This is a genomic window from Saccharothrix hoggarensis (assembly GCF_052936025.1).
Window position 1 is genome coordinate 6,718,801 of sequence record NZ_CP193624.1, and the last position, 18,968, is coordinate 6,737,768.

15 protein-coding genes are annotated in these 18,968 nt (G+C 73.6%); 4 read left to right on the top strand and 11 right to left on the bottom strand.

From position 1 onward, the window contains the following. Positions 1-161: 161 nt before the first annotated feature. Complete coding sequence (locus tag ACRAKH_RS30450) at positions 162-803, bottom strand: dTMP kinase (protein ID WP_380728792.1); 642 nt, start codon at positions 801-803, stop codon at positions 162-164. Between the two features lie 140 nt (positions 804-943). Between ACRAKH_RS30450 and ACRAKH_RS30455 the strand changes: the two genes are divergently transcribed. After that, positions 944-1,903 carry a hypothetical protein gene (locus tag ACRAKH_RS30455; RefSeq protein WP_380728794.1) on the top strand — a complete coding sequence of 320 codons (960 nt, stop codon included), beginning with the start codon at positions 944-946 and terminating at the stop codon, positions 1,901-1,903. Positions 1,904-2,154: 251 nt separating this feature from the next. Here ACRAKH_RS30455 and ahcY read toward each other — a convergent pair whose 3' ends face one another. Continuing rightward, positions 2,155-3,618 (bottom strand): adenosylhomocysteinase, encoded by a 1,464-nt coding sequence (gene ahcY, locus ACRAKH_RS30460; RefSeq protein WP_380728796.1) that lies wholly within the window; start codon positions 3,616-3,618, stop codon positions 2,155-2,157. Between the two features lie 128 nt (positions 3,619-3,746). On the opposite strand from ahcY, the gene ACRAKH_RS30465 reads away from it, so the two are divergent. Beyond that, positions 3,747-6,146: a hypothetical protein gene (locus tag ACRAKH_RS30465; RefSeq protein ID WP_447009443.1), complete on the top strand. Its 2,400-nt coding sequence runs from the start codon at positions 3,747-3,749 to the stop codon at positions 6,144-6,146. A 31-nt stretch (positions 6,147-6,177) separates the two neighbouring features. Here the strand turns inward: ACRAKH_RS30465 and ACRAKH_RS30470 are convergent, their stop codons facing one another. After that, on the bottom strand, positions 6,178-7,698 hold the full coding sequence (locus ACRAKH_RS30470; RefSeq protein WP_380729275.1) for an amino acid permease: 1,521 nt from the start codon (positions 7,696-7,698) through the stop codon (positions 6,178-6,180). A 208-nt stretch (positions 7,699-7,906) separates the two neighbouring features. Here ACRAKH_RS30470 and ACRAKH_RS30475 point away from each other — a divergent pair, with 208 nt between their 5' ends. After that, positions 7,907-9,169: a glutamate mutase L gene (locus ACRAKH_RS30475; RefSeq protein WP_447009444.1), complete on the top strand. Its 1,263-nt coding sequence runs from the start codon at positions 7,907-7,909 to the stop codon at positions 9,167-9,169. 64 nt (positions 9,170-9,233) lie between these two features. Here ACRAKH_RS30475 and ACRAKH_RS30480 read toward each other — a convergent pair whose 3' ends face one another. The 6 genes from ACRAKH_RS30480 to ACRAKH_RS30505 all read right to left on the bottom strand — a co-directional run bounded on the left by ACRAKH_RS30480 (position 9,234) and on the right by ACRAKH_RS30505 (position 14,513). After that, positions 9,234-10,154, bottom strand: a complete 921-nt coding sequence (locus tag ACRAKH_RS30480) for a cation diffusion facilitator family transporter (RefSeq protein WP_380729279.1) — start codon at positions 10,152-10,154, stop codon at positions 9,234-9,236. A gap of 41 nt (positions 10,155-10,195) precedes the next feature. Continuing rightward, positions 10,196-11,416, bottom strand: a complete 1,221-nt coding sequence (gene manA, locus ACRAKH_RS30485) for a mannose-6-phosphate isomerase, class I (protein ID WP_380729283.1) — start codon at positions 11,414-11,416, stop codon at positions 10,196-10,198. Positions 11,417-11,426: 10 nt separating this feature from the next. After that, the gene (locus ACRAKH_RS30490) at positions 11,427-12,503 is read right to left on the bottom strand and encodes an SIS domain-containing protein (RefSeq protein WP_447009445.1); all 1,077 of its coding nucleotides are present in this window, start codon (positions 12,501-12,503) and stop codon (positions 11,427-11,429) included. 6 nt (positions 12,504-12,509) lie between these two features. After that, positions 12,510-12,707 carry a Trm112 family protein gene (locus ACRAKH_RS30495; RefSeq protein ID WP_380730325.1) on the bottom strand — a complete coding sequence of 66 codons (198 nt, stop codon included), beginning with the start codon at positions 12,705-12,707 and terminating at the stop codon, positions 12,510-12,512. Between the two features lie 5 nt (positions 12,708-12,712). Then, positions 12,713-14,065, bottom strand: a complete 1,353-nt coding sequence (locus ACRAKH_RS30500) for a phosphomannomutase/phosphoglucomutase (RefSeq protein ID WP_380730323.1) — start codon at positions 14,063-14,065, stop codon at positions 12,713-12,715. Between the two features lie 88 nt (positions 14,066-14,153). Beyond that, positions 14,154-14,513: a DUF3499 domain-containing protein gene (locus ACRAKH_RS30505; RefSeq protein ID WP_380730321.1), complete on the bottom strand. Its 360-nt coding sequence runs from the start codon at positions 14,511-14,513 to the stop codon at positions 14,154-14,156. A gap of 162 nt (positions 14,514-14,675) precedes the next feature. Between ACRAKH_RS30505 and ACRAKH_RS30510 the strand changes: the two genes are divergently transcribed. Then, positions 14,676-15,122, top strand: coding sequence for a metallopeptidase family protein (locus ACRAKH_RS30510; RefSeq protein WP_380730319.1), 447 nt, complete (start codon positions 14,676-14,678; stop codon positions 15,120-15,122). Between the two features lie 9 nt (positions 15,123-15,131). Here ACRAKH_RS30510 and ACRAKH_RS30515 read toward each other — a convergent pair whose 3' ends face one another. Both ACRAKH_RS30515 and ACRAKH_RS30520 read right to left on the bottom strand, forming a co-directional pair. Then, positions 15,132-18,425 (bottom strand): glycosyltransferase, encoded by a 3,294-nt coding sequence (locus tag ACRAKH_RS30515; protein WP_447009446.1) that lies wholly within the window; start codon positions 18,423-18,425, stop codon positions 15,132-15,134. Between the two features lie 69 nt (positions 18,426-18,494). After that, the gene (locus ACRAKH_RS30520) at positions 18,495-18,800 is read right to left on the bottom strand and encodes a WhiB family transcriptional regulator (protein WP_380730116.1); all 306 of its coding nucleotides are present in this window, start codon (positions 18,798-18,800) and stop codon (positions 18,495-18,497) included. Positions 18,801-18,968 lie beyond the last annotated feature (168 nt).

The following is an 18,968-nucleotide window of genomic DNA, read 5'->3' on the forward strand; positions in this document are numbered from 1 at the left end:
CGGAAGTCCACGCACCGCCCAGCGGTCATCGCTGCTGGTCGCCGGACGCGTCCACTCCGTAGCCAGTCTCTGTCGCCGATCCACGAGCCCACCTCGTCTCGCTGAACGGGAATCGTCAGCGACTCATCGCCGAAGTGGTCACGTTTTGTTACTTAACCACCCTAACGGGTGAACCATCGGTCGAGTAGCGACTCGACCCGGAGGTCGCCCGTCCCGTCGAGCACCTCCCACGGCGAGAGCCACGCGGAGGCGGCCAGCTCGTCGTACACGGCGGCGCAGCGCGCTTGCAGGCCACCGTCCGACTCGTAGAGGTCGCGACCCCGCGCCTCCTCGGCCTCGCGGTGCGCCGCGCGGTCCGCCGCGACCCCCGCCGGCACGCGCAGCAGCAGGTGCAGGTCCGGGAGCGGCAGGCCGAAGCGGTCCACCTCCAGCGCCCGCAGCCAGGCCACGAACTCGCCGTCGGCGGACTGGCCCAGCCGGGCCGCGCCGTAGGCGGCGTTGGACGCGATGTACCGGTCGAGCAGCACCACGTCGTACTGGTCGAGGTCGGCGCGGATTCGGTCGGCCGCGCCGCGCCGGTCCAGCGCGTAGAGGACGGACATGCCGTACACCGAGTCGGTCAGGTCGCCGAGCCTGCCGTGCAGCGCGTCACGCACCAGGTCGGCGTGCACGTCCTCGTCGTACCGGGGGAACGCGCTGGTGGCGACCTTCGCGCCGCGCACACCCAGCGCGTCGGTCAACGCCTTGGCCAGGGTGCGCTTCCCGGCGCCGTCCAGGCCTTCGATCACGACGAGTTTTCCCACACGAACACCCTAAGGGGCACCGTCCGCTCACGATCGGCCGCATCACATCGCCCACTCGGGTGATAAGAGATCCTTTGCGTCACCAGATCGAGTGACTACGGTGAACCCCATTTCCGGTTGCGCGAAAGGGTGGTGCCGCGGTGACCGCGGATTCCGGGCACGCCAGACCGGTGGACGAGCCGGGGAACCACCCGCCCGGCGGACTGCCCGGCGGACTGGCCGAAACCCTCCGCTACGGACCGTTCCACCGGGCCCTCCACGACGCCATCGCGCACCGCGGCCTGTCCCTCGCCCGGCTGCGGGCCCACCTGGAGCAGCAAGGCGTGCAGGTCGGGCAGTCCACGTTGAGCTACTGGCAGCGCGGCCTGCGCCACCCCGAGGTGCCCCGCGCCATCGCGACCGTGCGGGCGCTGGAAACGGTGCTGCGCCTGCCGCCGGACTCGCTCGTGTCGCTCGTCGGCAACCGCCCCCAGCAGCGCCCCGTGCGACCGGCCGGGTGGGCGCCCGCCGCGCCCGTGCAGAGCGACTTCGAGGTCGTGACGGACGTCGGCGCGAACGTCGACATCGAGGTGCTGTCGGTGCACGACACCGTCCACATCGGCCCGGAGCGGGAGCAGCGGTCGATCAGCACGCGGCTGGTGGTGCGCGCGGCGAAGGCCGGGCCGGACCGGTACCTGGCCGTGCACCAGGGCGACGAGGGGTGCCTGATCGACAACGCGCTCGTGCGGCCCGGCGAGGGCTGCCGGCTGGGACGCCTGCGCCGGCAGCCGGCCACCCGCGGGCTGGCGTTCGAGCTGCTGTTCGACCGCAGGCTCGCCGAGGGCGAGGAGCACGTGTTCAGCTTCACCGTGGTGGACGACACCGGCGGGCCGACACCGGGCCACGGCCGGACGTTCCGCGAACCGTGCCGCGGGTACCTGCTGCAACTGGCCTTCAACCGCCGCGCCCTGCCGGCCCGGTGCACCAAGCAGCTCCGCATCGACCCCGACATGCCACCGGTGGACCTGGAGGAGCTGGTGTGCGGCCTGGGCGGCTTCGCCAGCGCCTACTTCGAGGACGTGGGCCCCGGCACCGCGGGCATCAGCGTCGAGTGGACCTGACCCCACCACCCACAAGGCGACCACCACTCCGGAGGGCACTTCGTGACGCCCAAAGGCGACCACCACGCGAGTTCGCGTCGGTAGGTCGAGGCCCATCCCGCGACGATCACGCTTTTCGATCGTCGCGGGATCGGCCTCGAACTGCCGACTTCAGAGCGAACTCGCCGCCGCCTGCGGAGCAGCGGCAATCAACACCGCCTTGAACTGCCGACTTCCAGGCGAACTCGCCGCCCCGCCGAAGGCGGGGCAAATCAATACCTGTAGTGCTCCGGCTTGTACGGGCCCTCGACGTCCACGTCGATGTACTCCGCCTGGTCCTTGGTCAGCTTGGTGAGCTTCCCGCCCAGCGCCTCCAGGTGGATGCGGGCGACCTTCTCGTCCAGCACCTTCGGCAGGCGGTACACCTCCTTGTCGTACTCCTGGTACTTGGTGAACAGCTCGACCTGGGCGATCACCTGGTTGGAGAAGGAGTTCGACATCACGAAGCTGGGGTGGCCGGTGGCGTTGCCGAGGTTGAGCAGGCGGCCCTCGGACAGCACCAGGATCGAGTGGCCGTCCGGGAACACCCACTCGTCGACCTGCGGCTTGATGTTGATCCGCCGGATGCCGGGGTAGCGGGTGAGGCCGGCCATGTCGATCTCGTTGTCGAAGTGGCCGATGTTGCCCACGATCGCCTGGTGCTTCATGGCGGCCATGTGCTCGACGCGCACGACGTCCTTGTTGCCGGTCGTGGTGATCACGATGTCGGCGCGGCCGATCACGTCTTCGAGGGTCTGCACCTCGTAGCCGTCCATCGCCGCCTGCAGGGCGCAGATCGGGTCGATCTCGGTCACGATGATGCGGGCGCCCTGGCCGCGCAGCGACTCGGCCGCGCCCTTGCCGACGTCACCGTAACCGCAGATCACGGCCACCTTGCCGCCCATGAGCACGTCGGTGCCGCGGTTGATGCCGTCGATCAGCGAGTGGCGGATGCCGTACCGGTTGTCGAACTTCGACTTGGTGACGGCGTCGTTGACGTTGATCGCGGGGAACAGCAGCTCGCCGGCGGCGGCCAGCTGGTACAGCCGCATGACGCCGGTGGTGGTCTCCTCGGTGACGCCGCGGATGCCCTCGGCGATCTTGGTCCACTTGCCGTTGTCCGCGGCGATGGACTTGCGGAGCGTCTCGAGGATGAGCGCCCACTCCTCCGGGTCGTCCGCCTCGGGCTGCGGGACGACGCCGGCCTTCTCGTACTGCACGCCCTTGTGGACCAGCAGCGTCGCGTCGCCGCCGTCGTCCAGGATCATGTTGGGGCCGCCACCGTCCGGCCAGGTCAGCATGGACTCGGCGGTCCACCAGTACTCCTCCAGCGTCTCGCCCTTCCAGGCGAACACCGGGACGCCCTTCGGCTCCTCCGGGGTGCCGTGGGGGCCGACGACGACCGCGGCGGCGGCGTGGTCCTGGGTGGAGAAGATGTTGCAGGACGCCCAGCGCACCTCGGCGCCCAGGGCGACCAGGGTCTCGATCAGCACGGCCGTCTGCACGGTCATGTGCAGCGAGCCGGAGATCCGCGCACCCTTGAGCGGGTAGACCTCCGAGTACTCGCGGCGCAACGCCATCAGGCCGGGCATCTCGTGCTCGGCCAGCCGGATCTCCTTGCGGCCGAACTCGGCCAGGGAGAGGTCCGCCACGGCGAAGTCGATGCCGTTGCGGGTCTGGAGCCTCTCGGCGGTCATCGCGGGTTCCTCCATCTCGGGTTCAACCGACCCTACCGCCCCGCCACGCCGGGTTTCCGAGGTTGACGTCAACAGCGCAACGATGGACCACTATGGCGAGGCTGAGGTGATGTTCGCGGGGAGGACTTGTGCTGATTCCCGGCCCCGACACACGGGTGGTCGAGCTGCGGGTGCACGGCGTCCAGGGCACCACGCCGCACTCACTGGTGGACGCGGTGGCGGCGGTCGACGTGGCGGGCGACGGGCTGGGCCGCGTCGTGCGCCCGGCCGACCGGCTGCGCAGACCCGCGCCCGGCCCGGTGCTCCAGGCCGGTGGCCGCCCGGTGACGCGGGTCGTCGAGGGCTACGTGTGGGGTCGGATGACGTCCGGCGGCTGGGCCAAGGCGACGTGGGCGCTGCTGTTCCCGTTCTCGCTGGCGAACGTGGCGCACTGGATGCTGCCGCCCGCGCCGGCCGGGTCGCTGCCCGCGCACCTGCTGGGCATCGGGCTCCGCGCGCTGCTGCGGCTGGCGGCGCTGCTGCTGACCGTGCTGCTGGTCGCCCAGCTGGAGGTGATCAGCCTCGACCTGGTGGCCGCGCAGTGCCTCGCGCCCGGCGCGACGTGCCTGTGGGGTCCGACGTGGCTGAGCACGACGCCGTGGGTGCGGGCCGTGGTGGGCCTGGCGCCGATCGCGCTGGCCGTGCTCGTGCTGCACCGGATGTCCAGTGTGGACTGGCGGATCGAGCGCAAGGAGGTGCCGGCGGCCGAGGGCGTGCGGTCCGGGCTGCCGGGCGCGCACGTGGCGACGGACCCGGACACGCCGTCGTTGCGGGTGCTGCACGTCGTGGCGGGCCTGGGCACGGCGGTGGTGGTCGCGTTGGGCGGTCCGCTCGGCCCGCTGGTAGCGCCCGGCTGGCACGGCGCCGCGATCACGGCGTGCTGGGCGTTGGGCGCGGGCCTGGTCGGGGTGGCGGCGCTGGCCGCGATGCTGCTGGACGACCCGACGGGTGGCGCGCCGCACCGGGGCGGCCGGTGGCTGCGGGCGGCGCTGGGGCGCGGGCCGCGGCGGGTGCTCCAGGTGGTGTCGTGGCTGTCGTTGCTGGTCGCGACGGGGTTGTTGGTCCGGTTGCCGGTGCGGCTGCCGGGCGCGGACCTCGCCGTGCAGATGGTGGCCGCGCTCGTGGCGCTGGTGTGCGTGCTGATCGGGGTGCTGCTGGTGCCGGCCGCGTTGCTGGCCCGGCGCACGTGGTCGGCGCAGCCGCGCGACCTGCGGCCGTGGGCCGGCGGCTGGATGGCCGCGCCGGTGGTGGCGGTGGCCGCGCTGCTCGGCGGCGGGTTCGGGGCGGGCGTGGCGCTGACCGTGCGGCGGGTGCTGGGTCACGGTGTCCTGCCGCGCGGGTACGACTACATCGCGCTGCTGTGGGGCGTGGCCGGGGTGCTGGCGTTCCTGGCCGGGGTGGCGATGGCGGCGACCACCGGGATGGTGCGGTGGAGTTCGCTGCGGCGGAACAAGGAGTGGGCGCGTGAGGCGGCCCTGCTGCACGCGGGGCGCGCCCGGGACGTGAAGCGCGCCGCGAAGGCGTGGTGGTGGGCGCGGTGGCAGCGGCGGCACAGCCACCACGTGGTGCTGGTCATGGCGTCGGTGCTCGCGTTCGGCGCGGTGCCGGCGGCCGTGCTGCGGCTGCGGGAGGTCGACCCGCCGACGTGGACGCGGCCGATCACCGGGTTCGGCGTGGTCGTGCTGGCCGTGCTGGCGCTGTCGCTGCTGCGGGCGGTGTACCTGGCGGCGCGGCAGCCGGACAAGGCGCGGCAGGTCGGCGTCCTCGCGGACCTCGCCGCGTTCTGGCCGCGCGAGGCGCACCCGGTCGTGCCGCCGTGCTACGCGTTGAAGGTCGTGCCGGAGCTGGTGGCGCGGGTGCGGGAGCACCTGGCGGACCCCGGCGTGCGCGTGGTGCTCGCCGGGCACAGCCAGGGCAGCCTGCTCGCGGCCGTCGCGGCGGCCCGGCTGCTGGAGGAGCTGCCCCCGGCCGACGCGCAGCGGGTGGGGCTCGTCACGGCGGGGTCGCAGTTGCAGTGGGCGTACCCGCGGGCGTTCCCGGCGGTGGTGCCGCACAGCTCGCTCGCGGTGCTCGCCGGCGGGCTCGACGGGCGGTGGCGGGCGCTGTGCCGCGGCACGGACCCGCTGGGCGGCGCGGTGATGACGTGGAACCGGCAGGTGTTCGACGGGATGCTGCTCGGCACGGGCTTCCGGCCGGACGGCACGTCGGGAGCGCTGCCGCCGGCGTTGCGCGGGCCGACCGGGGCGCTCGTGCTCGGCGGTGACCACTGGCTGCCCGACCCGCAGCGCGGGCCGTTCCCCGGTCGCCGGTGGGCGCCGGGCGTGAACCGGCACGCCGACTACACGTCCGACCCGGAGTGGGATCGCGCGGTGGCGATCGCCGCCGGCCTGGACACCGCCGAACCGCCCGCCGCGCCCGTGCTGCCCGTCGCCCGCAAGGCCCCGGTCCTGTCGCCGGAGCCGAGCACGCCGGTGCAGCCGGGGGACTGATCCGGGCCCGGACCGGTCCCCCGGCGCGCCGTCACGGGATCTCGTCGTGCTTCACGACCGGCACGGCGGTGGTGCCCTCGCGGCCCAGCAGCGAGTGCCGCCGGCTGTAGGCGAAGTACACGACGACGCCCAGCGCCATCCACGCCAGGAACCGGACCCACGTCAACGCGGTCAGGTTCAGCATCAGCCACAGGCACGCCAGGATCGCCAGCACCGGCACCACCGGGACCCACGGCACGCGGAAGCCGCGCGGCAGGTCGGGACGGGTCTTGCGGAGCACCAGCACGCCCGCCGAGACCAGGATGAACGCGAACAGCGTGCCCACGTTCACCATCTCCTCCAGCTTGCCCGCCGGGAAGAAGCCCGCCGCCACCGCGACCAGCACGCCGATGACGACCGTGATCCGGACCGGCGTGCCGTTCTTGCCGGTGCGGGCCAGGCCGCGCGGCAGGAGGCCGTCGCGGGACATCGCGAACAGCACCCGCGACTGGCCCAGCATGAGCACCATCACGACGGTCGTCAGACCGGCCAGCGCGCCGACCGAGATCACCGTGGCCGCCCAGTCGACGCCGTTCGCCGAGAACGCCGTGGCCAACGTGGCCCGCGTGCCGTCCGGCTGGGTCTTCAGCTGGTCGTACGGCAGCATGCCCGTGATCACCAGCGACACCGCGACGTACAGCACCGTCACGATCGCCAGCGAGCCGAGGATGCCGCGCGGCACGGCGCGCTGCGGGTTCCGGGTCTCCTCGGCGGTCGTCGCGACCACGTCGAAGCCGATGAACGCGAAGAACACCAGCGACGCGGCGGCGAGCAGCCCCAGCACGCCGTACGTGCTGCCCTCGAAGCCGGTGAGCAGCGAGAACAACGACTGCTCCAGCCCGGTCGCGGTGGCGCCGCCGGTCTGGGCCGGCGGGATGTACGGGCTGTAGTTCGCCGCCTTGACGTACCCGATGCCGAGCACGATCACCAGCAGCACCACGGCCACCTTGACCGCCGTGATCACCGCGCTGACCCGCGACGACAGCTTCGTGCCGATGACGAGCAACGTGGTCAGCACCGCGATCAGCAGCAGCGAGCCCCAGTCGACGTCGACGCCCGCCACCGGCGTGGTGGTCTTCACCGTCACGCCGACCTGCGCCAGCACCGTCTGGAGGTACACCGACCAGCCCTTGGCCACCGCCGCCGCGCCGACCGCGAACTCCAGCACCAGGTCCCAGCCGATGATCCACGCCATGAACTCGCCGAACGTGGCGTAGGAGAACGTGTACGCGCTGCCGGCCACCGGCACGGTCGACGCGAACTCCGCGTAGCACAGCGCGGCCAGCGCGCACGCCACCGCCGCCAGCACGAACGCCAGCGACACGGACGGCCCGGCGAGGTTGCCCGCGGTGGACGCGGTGAGGGTGAAGATGCCCGCGCCGATCACGACCGCGACGCCGAACACCGTCAGGTCCCACGCGGTCAGGTCCTTGCGCAGCCTGGTGTCCGGCTCGTCGGTGTCCGCGATCGACTGCTCGATCGACTTGGTGCGCCACAGCCCGTTGCCCGGCACTCGATCCCCCTGTGTTGAATCGCCGCTGCTCCGCAGACGGCGGGCTCGGTCGCCTGGGAGTCGACCGTTCGAGCCTCGTTCCCCGCCGATCGGAGAAGCGTGATCGGCGGGGAAGGAGTCCCGAACGGTCGACGCGACCTCGCGGTCCTGTTGGTCCGTTCAGAGTAGTGGCGAGGGCCGACAGCGGCCTCACCGGTAGTTTTGGGGCATGACGGTGCTTTGCCTGGACATCGGCTCCACCTGGACCAAGGGCGCCCTGGTGTCGGACGCCGGAGACCTGCTCGGCACCTCACAACACCCGACTACCCCGCCGGAGGTGCTTCAAGGCATCGACGTCGTCACGAACTCGCTCGGACCGGCCGCGCGCACGCTCGCGTGCTCGTCGGCGGGCGGCGGGTTGCGGTTGGCGGTGGTGGGGCAGGAGCGGTTGGTCAGCGCCGAGGCCGGGTACCGGGTGGCGCTGTCGGCGGGCGCGAAGGTCGTGCACGTGTCGGCCGGCCCGCTCGACGGCGCGGGCCTCCGGGCGTTGCGCGCGGCGGCGCCGGACCTCGTGCTGCTGGTCGGCGGCACGGACGGCGGCGACGCGTCGGTGCTGCTGCACAACGCCCGCCGGATCGGCGCGAACCGGTTGGCGTGCCCCATCGTGCTGGCGGGCAACGCCGACGCCCGGCCCGAGGCGCTGGAGCTGCTGGCGGGCCGGACGGTGGCGCCGACCGCGAACGTGCTGCCGGACGTGGGCGAACTCGCGCCCGGCCCCGCCCGTGCGGCGATCCGGGAGGTGTTCCTGGAGCACGTCATCGGCGGCAAGGGGCTGTCGCGGGGACGGCGGTTCCGCGGGCTGGTGCGCGCGGTGACGCCGGACGCGGTGCTCGGCGGCGTGTCACGGCTGGCCATGCGGGACCGGGAGGGCGCGGTGCTGGTGGTGGACGTCGGCGGCGCGACCACGGACGTCTACTCCGCCGTGTCCACTGTGGAGGGTCCGGAGCGGACCGTGGCGCTGCCGCCGGACCGCCGCACCGTCGAGGGCGACCTGGGGATGCGCTGGTCCGCGCCCGGCGTGGTGGCCGAGGCCGTCGCGGAGAAGCTGATCGACGACGCGGAGGCGGCCGTGCTGCGGGAGGCGGCGGCGGCCCGCGCGGCCGACGTGACGTGGCTGCCCGACGACCCGACCGCGGACCGCAGGCTGGCCGCGCTCGCCGCCGTGCTGGCGGTCCGCCGGCACCTGCGGCTGGTGGACGGGCAGCTCGGCCCGCAGGGCGCGGGCCTGCTGGTGCTGTCCGGGGGCGTCTTCCGGCACGCCGACAGCACCGAGGACGTGGAACGCGTGCTGCGCGCCGATCCGGTGCTCCGCCCGATCCTGCGCACGGCCGCCGTCACCGTGGACCGCGACTACGTGCTCGCGCCGGCCGGGCTGCTCGCCGACGCCGGGCACGTCGACGCGGCCGACCGGCTCCTGAGCCACCTGGGGTAGGCGCCTGCCGAAGCGAGAGGGGCGACGAGCACACGGCTCGTCGCCCCTCTCGCGGTCAACGTCCCTACGGGGTGACCCGCGACCGGTCGAGGTCCGGCTCCAGGTAGATCAGCCGGGCGGCGGGCACCTTGTTGCGCACGCGCTGCTCGGCGTCGTCGATGGCCTGCGCCACCTCGGCGATCGTCAGGCCTGGGTTGAGCGAGATCTTCGCCGCCACCAGCAGCTCGTCCGGCCCGATGTACTGCGTCCGGATGTGGATCACGCGCTGCACCTTGCCGGCCGCGAGCTCGTCCGTGATGACGTCCAGCTCGGCCGGCGCCGCGCCCTCGCCGATCAGGAGCGACTTCATCTCCACGATCAGGATGACCGCGATGACGCCCAGCAGCACGCCGATGCTGATGGTGCCGATCGCGTCCCACACCGGGTCACCGGTGATGGTCGACAGGCCGACGCCCATCAGCGCCAGGACCAGGCCGAACAGCGCGCCCGCGTCCTCCAGCAGCACGACCGGCAGCTCCGGCACCTTCGACTGCCGGATGAACTGCCACCACGTGGCGTCACCCTTGATCTTCTGCGACTCCACGATCGCGGTGCGGAAGCTGTAGATCTCCAGGCCGATCGCGACGACCAGGATCACCACCGCGACCAGCGGGCTGCTCAGCTCCTCGTGCGACTCCAGCTTGTGGATGCCCTCGTACAGGGCGAACACGGAGCCGAGGCTGAACAGCATCAACGCGACGATGAACGAGTAGAAGTACCGGTCCCGACCGAACCCGAACGGGTGGTTCGGGGTGGCCGCGCGCCGCGCCGTCTTCTGGCCCAGCAGCAGCAAGCCCTGGTTGGAGGTGTCCGCCACCGAGTGCACCGACTCGGCCAGCATCGACGATGATCCGGTGATCAGGAAGCCGACGAACTTGGCCACGGCAATCCCGGCGTTGGCCACCAGTGCGGCGATGATCGCCTTGGTCCCGCCCCCTGCTGACACGGTTGCTCCCTAAGCCCACAGTCCGATTTGTCGGTGTGACCCTACTCAACGCCGGCGGTGGCGCGGAAAAGCTGGGTGTCGATGTCCGCCGAGATCACCGCGGCCGGGTCCTGCGCGGACAGCCACACGGACTGGCCCCGGTCCAGCACGAGCGACTGGCGGCCGGTCGTCACGCGTGCCCGGCCCCGCGTGCAGAGGAGGATCTGGGGGCCGGTGTGGTCCACCCGGACGTCCCCGGTCGACGACGACGGCCCGACCTCGATCCGGGACAGCTCGAACTCCGGGCACGGCGTCCGGTACATCCACAGGCCCGGCGACGTCTCCACGCCGGTCTGCACCGGCATGTCGCCGAACCCGAAGTCCAGCACGCGCATCAGCTCGGGCACGTCCACGTGCTTCGGCGTCAGCCCGCAGCGCAGCACGTTGTCCGAGTTCGCCAGGATCTCCACGCCGGTGCCGTGCAGGTACGCGTGCAGGTTGCCCGCGGGCAGGTAGATCGCATCGCCGGGCTGGAGCACGATCCGGTTGAGCAGCAACGCGGCCAGCACGCCCGCGTCGCCGGGGTACGCCTCACCCAGCTCCAGGATCGTCCGGCACTCGAGGTCGAACTCGCCGTGCTCCTTCACGTGCAGCACGCACGCGTCGAGGACCTGCGGCAACAGCAGGTCCAGCGTGGTCTGCGGCAACGTGATCAACGTGGTGAACAGCGCCCGCAGGCCGCTGTCGTCCGGCTGGGCGGCCAGCAGCTCGCCGTACGGGGCGAAGTCGGGCGCGTCCAGCGACCGCAGCAGCACCGCCGTGCGCAACGGGTCGCGGAACCCCGCCAGGGCGTGGAACTCGGTCAGCGCGCAGATCAGCTCGGGCTTCGCGGACGGGTCCTTGTAGTTGCGGATCGGCGAGTCGATCGGCACGCCCGCCGCGTCCTCGGCGGCGAACCCGTTCGCGGCCTGCTCGGCGGAGGGGTGCGCCTGCAGGCTCAGCGGCTCGTCCGCCGCCAGCACCTTCAGCAGGAACGGCAACCGGCTGCCCCAGCGGTCGGCGCAGCGCGCGCCCAGCTGCCCCTCGGGGTCGTCGGCGAGCAGGTCGAGCAGCGACCGTGAACCGCCGTCCGGCGCCACCACCCGGGACGGGTCGCCGGGGTGGGCGCCCATCCACAGCTCGGCCTCGGGGTGCGGCGTCGGCACCTCCTTCCCGAGCAGCTCCGCGATGGCGGTGCGTGATCCCCACGCGTACGCGCGCACCGCGTTGTGCAGCAGTTCCACAGTCATCCCCTCACACGGCCGGCGCGTACGCCCCGGGCCCGCCCAGCGTTCCCGCCGCCAGACCCAGGTACAGCGCGGCCAGCTCGAACCGCAGGGCGAGCAGCGCGGCGCACACGGCGTCCCCGCCGCTCACCTCCTCGGCCGGTTCGAGCACGTCGGCTCCGGACAAGGTCTCCATCGCGACCCGCCGGGCGAACTCGGCCTGCGGGCCCTGGCGCACGGCCAGCAGCAGCACCCTGACCAGGCCGTCCTGCTCCTCGTCCGGATCGGCGAACAGGTCGGCGCCGGACGTGCCGCGCACGGCCCGGCGGTGCAGCACCGACCGGGTCAGCGCCTGAGGATAGCCGGCGACGTCGCTCACCACGCCCGCGTAAGCGGCCAACGCGCCCGCGCCGTGCACGGCGACGGCCGTGGCCAGGTCGTCGAGGCCCCACAGCAGCGGGGTGCGCTCCGCGATCCGCAGCGCGAGCGTCTTCGCCGGGTTGACGAACGACTCGTGCATCGGGTGGCACCGCTCGGCCTCCCGGTCCAGCTCGTCCGCGACGGCCTGCACGTCCACCTCGACCAGGCGCAACGCCTTCAGCGCCACGAGCCACGCGCCGAACGCGCGGGCGAAGCCGAAGCCCTGCGGCACCGGCACCCGCGGCGGGATGAGCAGCGCCTGCTGGGCGGCGGACGCGGCCACCGGGCCCTCCGGCTCGGCGGTGAGCAGCACGCGCGCGCCGCGCCGGCCCGCCCGGTCGACCGACTCGGCCAGCCGCACGTCGCCGGGGTCCTCGGTGTGCGCGAGCACCACGTCGAGCGCGCCCACCCACGTCGGCACGTCGTCGGCGACCACGACCGGCACCGGGCAGCGCGGACCCAGCAGGGCCGTCACCATCCCGGCCACCGACGCGCCGACACCGGGCCGGGTGATCAGCACGAGCGCCCGGGGGCGCTCCTCGAACACCCGGTCGACGCCCAGCTCAGCGGCCGTCTCGGCGGCGGAGCGGACCTGCGCGCCCGCCCGTGCGGCGGCGCGCAGCAGGCCCTCCCGGTCGGCGTCGGTGAGCCGGGACTGGTCGTCGAGGAGGCTGTCGTCGAGCACCCCCGATCACCCGGCCGTCGGCTCGACAGCCTCGTCGAGGAGCAGCACCGGGATGCCGTCCCGAACCGGGAACGCCCGGCCGCACGAGGTGCAGGTGAGGTAGTCCGCCAGCGGGTCGGACGCGGTGCCGACCTTCAGCGGCGCGTGCTCGGGGCACGGGCACGCCAGGATCTCCAGCAACTGCGCGTCGAGTTGGACAGCCACGGCGCTCATCCCCTCACGATCGCCAGGACCTCGTCGCGCAACGCCGCGACGGAGGCCGCGTCGGCGGCTTCGACGTTGAGCCGGAGCAGCGGCTCGGTGTTGGACGCGCGGAGGTTGAACCAGGAGCCGTCCGGCAGGTTCACCGTGAGGCCGTCCAGCTCGTCGAGCTCGACGCCCTCGCGGGCGCCGAACTCGGCCTTGATCGCGGCCAGCCTGCCCTGCTGGTCGTCCACCGTGGAGTTGATCTCGCCGGAGGCCGCGTACCGCGCGTAGTCCCTGGTCAGGTCGGACAGCGTGCCGTCCTGCTCGCCGAGCGCGGCCAGCACGTGCAGCGCGGCCAGCATGCCGGTGTCGGCGCGCCAGAAGTCGCGGAAGTAGTAGTGGGCGGAGTGCTCGCCGCCGAAGATCGCGCCGGTGCGGGCCATCTCCTCCTTGATGAAGGAGTGGCCGACGCGGGTGCGGACCGGGACGCCGCCGTGCTCGCGGACGATCTCGGGCACCGCGTGCGAGGTGATCAGGTTGTGGATGATCGTGCCGCCCGGGTCCTTGGCCAGCTCGCGCACCGCGACCAGGGCGGTGATGGCGGACGGGGACACCGGCTCGCCGCGCTCGTCCACGACGAAGCAGCGGTCCGCGTCGCCGTCGAACGCCACGCCCGCGTCCGCGCCTTCCTCCTGGACGCGCTTCTGCAGGTCGACGATGTTCTTCGGGTCCAGCGGGTTGGCCTCGTGGTTCGGGAAGTTGCCGTCCAGCTCGAAGTACATCGGGACGATCTCGATCGGCAGGCCCTCGAACACCTTCGGCACGGTGTGGCCGCCCATGCCGTTGCCCGCGTCCACCACGACCCTCAACGGCCTGCTGCCGCTCAGGTCGACCAGTTCCCGCAGGTAGGCGGCGTAGTCGGCGAGCATGTCCTGCTCGGTGACCTTGCCCTTCGCGACGCCCTCGGCGTCCGGCACGCCCTTCTCGGCGTCCTCGCGGATCTGCCCCAGGCCGCTGTCCTGGCCGACGGGCGCGGCGCCCGGGCGGCACAGCTTGATGCCGTTGTACTTGGCCGGGTTGTGGCTGGCGGTGAACATCGCGCCGGGCAGGTCGAGCTTGCCGGAGGCGAAGTAGAGCATGTCGGTGCTGGCCAGACCGATGTTGACCACGTCGACGCCCTGCGCGGTGACGCCCTCGGCGAACGCGGCGGCGAGGCCGGGCGACGAGTCGCGCATGTCGTGGCCGACCACCACGGCCGAACCGCCGACCAGGCGCGCGAACGCCGCGCCGAAGTCCCGCACGACATCCGCGTCGAGCTGTTCCCCGACGACTCCGCGGATGTCGTAAGCCTTGACGATGCCGGACAGATCGCGCACGGCCACACTCCCAAGTTGGCTCTTGACACTGCCTCCGGAAGCCTACCGGCGCGCGCGCCCGCGTCGTCCCCGCGTCACGCGCGAACGGTCAGTCTTCGTGAGGATCAGGCAGAACGCGCAGGTGACCGCGCCGGATCGTGCCGGCGGGCAGCTCCGGCACCTCCATCGGGGGCGCGGCCCGGCCCGCCTCGCGGACCGCCTCGGCCAACGCCGTCAGGTCGTCCACGGTCGGCTCCGGCGCGCGGAACTCGCCCTGGTGCCGGACGACCTCCCAGCCGCGCGGCGCGGTGAGGCGCAACGCGTGCTCTTCGCAGAGGTCGTAGGAGTGCGGTTCGGAGTACGTCGCGAGGGGTCCGACCACGGCGGTCGAGTCCGCATAGGCGTACGTGAGCGTGGCGACTGCCGGGTTCGCGCACCCGGTTCGCGAGCACCGTCTCACGCTCCGCACGGCGGGGACGATATCGCGTCCCGCGCGGCGTGTGTTGGATTACCTCCGGCGCGGCGCTGGAGGTGGTGCCGCACTTCGGCAAGTTGCCTGGTCGTGAGGCGCCCGCGGGGTCGGCCGGCGTACGGCTCCGAGCGGTGGACAACTACCCTCTACCCCGTGGTCATGGCTCGGGGTTCACGGCGGCAGGGCGCTCCGCGGCGACGCAACCGCGACCGGCACGGTCGGGGGTTGCGCGGTCCGCTGTACCCGGCGACGCTGCCGGCGGCCCGGAGCAGGGCCGAGCGGTTCGACGCGCTCGTGCTGGAGGCGCTGGAGCCCATCGAGGCGCGGTGGCGCACGGAGTTGACGCAGCTCGACGTGGCCGTGGACGACGTGCCCGACGTCGCGCCGGGCGGCGACGACGGCGACGTGGTCGAGGACGGCAACGTGCCGCTGGCGCGGCTGGTGCCGGCCGGCGCGGACCGGCGGGCCCGGATCGTGCTGTACCGGCGTCCGCTGGAAGCCCGCGCAAAGGACGGCGCCGACCTGTCCGACCTGGTCCACGACGTGCTGGTCGAGCAGATCGCCAACTACCTCGGCCTCGACCCGGACGTCATCGACGGCGAGTGACCCCGGCGGTCACGGGCGGCGGCGGGACGGGATCGCGGTCAGCAGCGTGAACAGCGCGGCGGCGGCCTGGAGCATCAGCAGCAGCTCGCGCAGCGTCGAGGACACCTCCACCCGGACCTCCGACGCCGTGGTGGGCACCGTCACGCCGACGAGGTGGCCCCACGCCCGCACGATCGTCACCTCGCGGCCGTCCACCCACGCCCGCCAGCCCGGCTCCTCCTCCGCGGCCAGCACCAGCAGCCGGCCCTCGGGCCCCTCGGACACCCGCACGGCCACCTCGGGCGGCGCGGCCTCGACGGGGGCGATGCCGGGCGCGCCCAGCTCCACCGGCGGGGTGCCGCCGGTCCGCGCCCGCCGCGCCAGCTCGGGCGACAGCAGCACGGCGTTGCCCGCCGCCGGCTGCACCCGCAGCACCGGCCGGCCGTCCGACATCGACGGCGTCACGCCCACTAGGTCGCCCACGGCGTCGCGCAGCCGTTGGGCCGCGGCCAGGTCCGGCACCACGACGAACGCCACGCCCGACGCCGCCGCCTGCGCCAGCGCCACCCGTGCCGCCGACGCCGAGCCGCCGGTGAGGTCGCGGGACCAGCGGTCCAACCGCGCGGTGGCCGTGGGCACGGGCACGTAGTCGTCGTCGCCGAACGCGGGCAGCCGCCCCGCGACCAGCCGCGTGGGCGTGCCGAGGACCAGCACCGACCGCCCCGTCCGGGGCAACTCCTGCTCCAGGGTCGACGGCAGCCGCACCGCGTCCGCCGTCAGCGGGCCCGACCGCAGCCCGACGAACCCGGCGCACGCCAGCCCGACCACCGCCACCGCGCCGACCACGGGCACGACCCGCCGGAACCGCGGCGGCGCCGGGTCCGCGTCGCGCCGGAACGCCGACAGCACCACCCACAGCAGGCCCCAGCCGACCAGCACCAGCGGCCCGCCGGTCCAGCCCGGCGACGCGGGGCCGCCGGGCAGCGGCGTCACCGACACCGTCCGCAGCACGATCACCGCGAACCCGCCGAGCACCACCACGGCGAGCCCGGCCAGCATCGGCCGGCTCGGCCGCAGCACGAGCGCCGCCAGCGCGAACCCGACCACGACGAACCCGACGAACGGCAGCGCGCCCGGCCCGCCCGGCCGCAGCGACAGCAGGTCGACCAGCCCCACGGCGGGCGACTCCACGAACGCGCCGACGCCGTGCAGCACGACGGACGGGTTCTGCAGCACCACCGCGGGCCACGGCAGCAGCAGCGCCATCGGCAGCAGCACGATCATGAACAACGCGGCCACCCGCCGCCGCCCGTCACCGTGCCGCCCCGGCACGACGACGAACCCGACCAGCGCCGCCAGCGCCACCAGCCCGTGCACGAACGGCGAGAACGCGCCGACCGCGGCGACCGCCAGCGCCGTCCCCGACGCCACCGGCAGCCACGACGTGCCCGAGCCGCCCCGCAGCACGGCCACCACGCCCGCGAACACCAGCGGCGTCATCACGTGCACCACGACGACGTCCAGCCGGCCCTGGCTCACCGCGGACGTCGCCGCCGGCAGCAACGCGTACCCGGCGGCGACCAGCGCGCGGACGGGCCGCCGCACCGGCGCCCGCCGCGTCGCCGCGTACGCGAACAGCCCGGCCAGCGGCGCGTCGCCGATGAACAGCAGCGCCACGAGCGCGGCGGGCGAGCCGAGCAGCACGCCGACCGTCCCCAGCACGGCGAGCGCCGCCGGCGCGGGCGCGGTCGTGCCGCCCGCCACCGGGTGCCACGTCGCCAGGTACGACGACCACGTGTCCGCCAGGTCGCCGACCGGCAGCAGCCGACCGCCGGCCAGGTCGAGCCCGATCCGCGACGCGTTGGCCAGGACTCCGAACACGGCCAGGCCGAGGACCAGCAGCAACGGCGGTCCGAGGACCAGCGACCACAGCACCCGCGCCCGGTCGACCTCCACGAACACGATCCCCGGCGGGGTGGACCCGCGCGGCACCGGCGACGGGCGCGGCCGGGGCGAGGGCCGCAGCGCGGACGGGAGCTCCGCGTCCGCCGCCGCACCCACCGGCACGGCGACGGCGGGCCGGCGCAGCCCACCGGTCGCGCGGACCGGCCTGCGCCGGGACAGCACGCCGGCGGGCAGCGCCGCCGGACCGACCACCCGACGCTCCACTTCGGACGGTAGGGACCACGCGGCCCGGCGGGCGTCGTCCTCGGGCAACCGGCCCAGCGCCAGGTCCGCCTCGACGCGTCGCCGGATCAGGTGAGCGGAGGCGCCCCGGATCGTGTTGCGCAACCGGGTGATCCGACTGGTGAACAGACCGCGCACGACCCCGCGCACGGGTCGCGCGGCACGTCCGGCGAGCAACCGCGCCCGGCCGCTCAGCAGGTACCGCAGGGCGCCCAGCTCGGCGTGCGCGTCGGAGAACCGGCGCAGCAGGAGGAAGCCGGAGGCGCGCGCGACCGCGAGCACCGCGATCCGCGGCAGGCCGAGCAGGAACGACACCGTGCCGCAGTTGACGAGGAACGTGCGCAGGCCGTGCGCCCGGTCCACGCCGCGCAGCGCGGGCCCCGGCCGGGCCGCCGCCGCGTCCAGCCGCCGCGCTCCCCGACCGGCCGCGCGCGCGTGCCGCATCCGCGCCACCGGCACGGACAGCACGAGGTGGCCCGCGAGGTTGGCGCGCCAGCCGAAGTCGATGTCGTCGCGCAGCAACGGCATCGACCGGTCGTACCCGCCGAGCGATTCCCAGACCGCGCGGCGGATCAGCGACCCGGCCGACGGCACCGCCAACGCCTCGGTGCTCTGCTCGAACGACCCGGCCAGCTCGACCCGGCCCATGCCGGTCTGCCGGTGGCCGGACGCGTCGGTCGACAGGCCCGCCTCCACGACGAGCCGCGGATCGGCCCAGTCCAGGCTCAGCGGACCCAGCACCGCCGCCGAGGGCGAGACGTCGGCCGCGGTCAGCAGCGCGGACAGGCAGTCGGGTTCGGGGGCGCAGTCGTCGTGCAGCAGCCACAGCCACGCGCCCGGATCACCCCAGCGCGACACGGCGTGCTCGACGGCCGCGTGCACCGCCGCGCCGAAACCCGTGCCGCGCGGCAACGTCAGGACGCCGTCGATCACCCGATCGGGGCCGGTGGACGCGTCCTGGAGCACCTTCGCGGTGCCGTCCACGGAACCCGTGTCGACGGCGATCACGTGCCGCGGTCGTGGCTGCTGGCGGCGCAGCGCGGACAGCGCCGTGCCCAGCCAGCGGTCGCCGTCGTGGCAGACCAGCACCGCCAACACCGGCGCGGTGCGCAGCCGCGGAGTGGCCCCGCTCGTCAAGTGCCGCTCCTCAGATGCTCCGACTGCCCGTGGGACGACCACGGTAAGCCAGAGCGACCGCGCGAGCGATCACACCGCGCGCTTTTTGAGCTTCCTCCGCTCGCGTTCGGACAGGCCGCCCCAAATGCCGAAGCGCTCGTCGTGCTGCAGGGCGTACTCCAGGCATTCCGAGCGCACCTCGCAACCGAGGCAGATCCGCTTGGCCTCCCTGGTCGAGCCGCCCTTCTCCGGGAAGAACGCCTCGGGGTCGGTCTGCGCGCACAGGGCGCGCTCCTGCCAGTCCTGCTCATCGGTCGCGTCGAACAGGTCGAGCACGACCGGCTCCTGTGCCGGGACGTCCCCGTCCACGATGCGACCCCCGTCGAATTCCTGCATACCGTCCGCCTCCTCGCCTTCCGCTCTCCCCGGTTGGCGGACACCACTCGCCGTCCCCACAACGACGAATGACACCGATGTGATTACACCTGTGTCACAACACGCGGTCAAGCCGAGTCCACAGGTCGGGGGATATTCCCGCCAATGGCCCGAAAACCCTTGACTAGC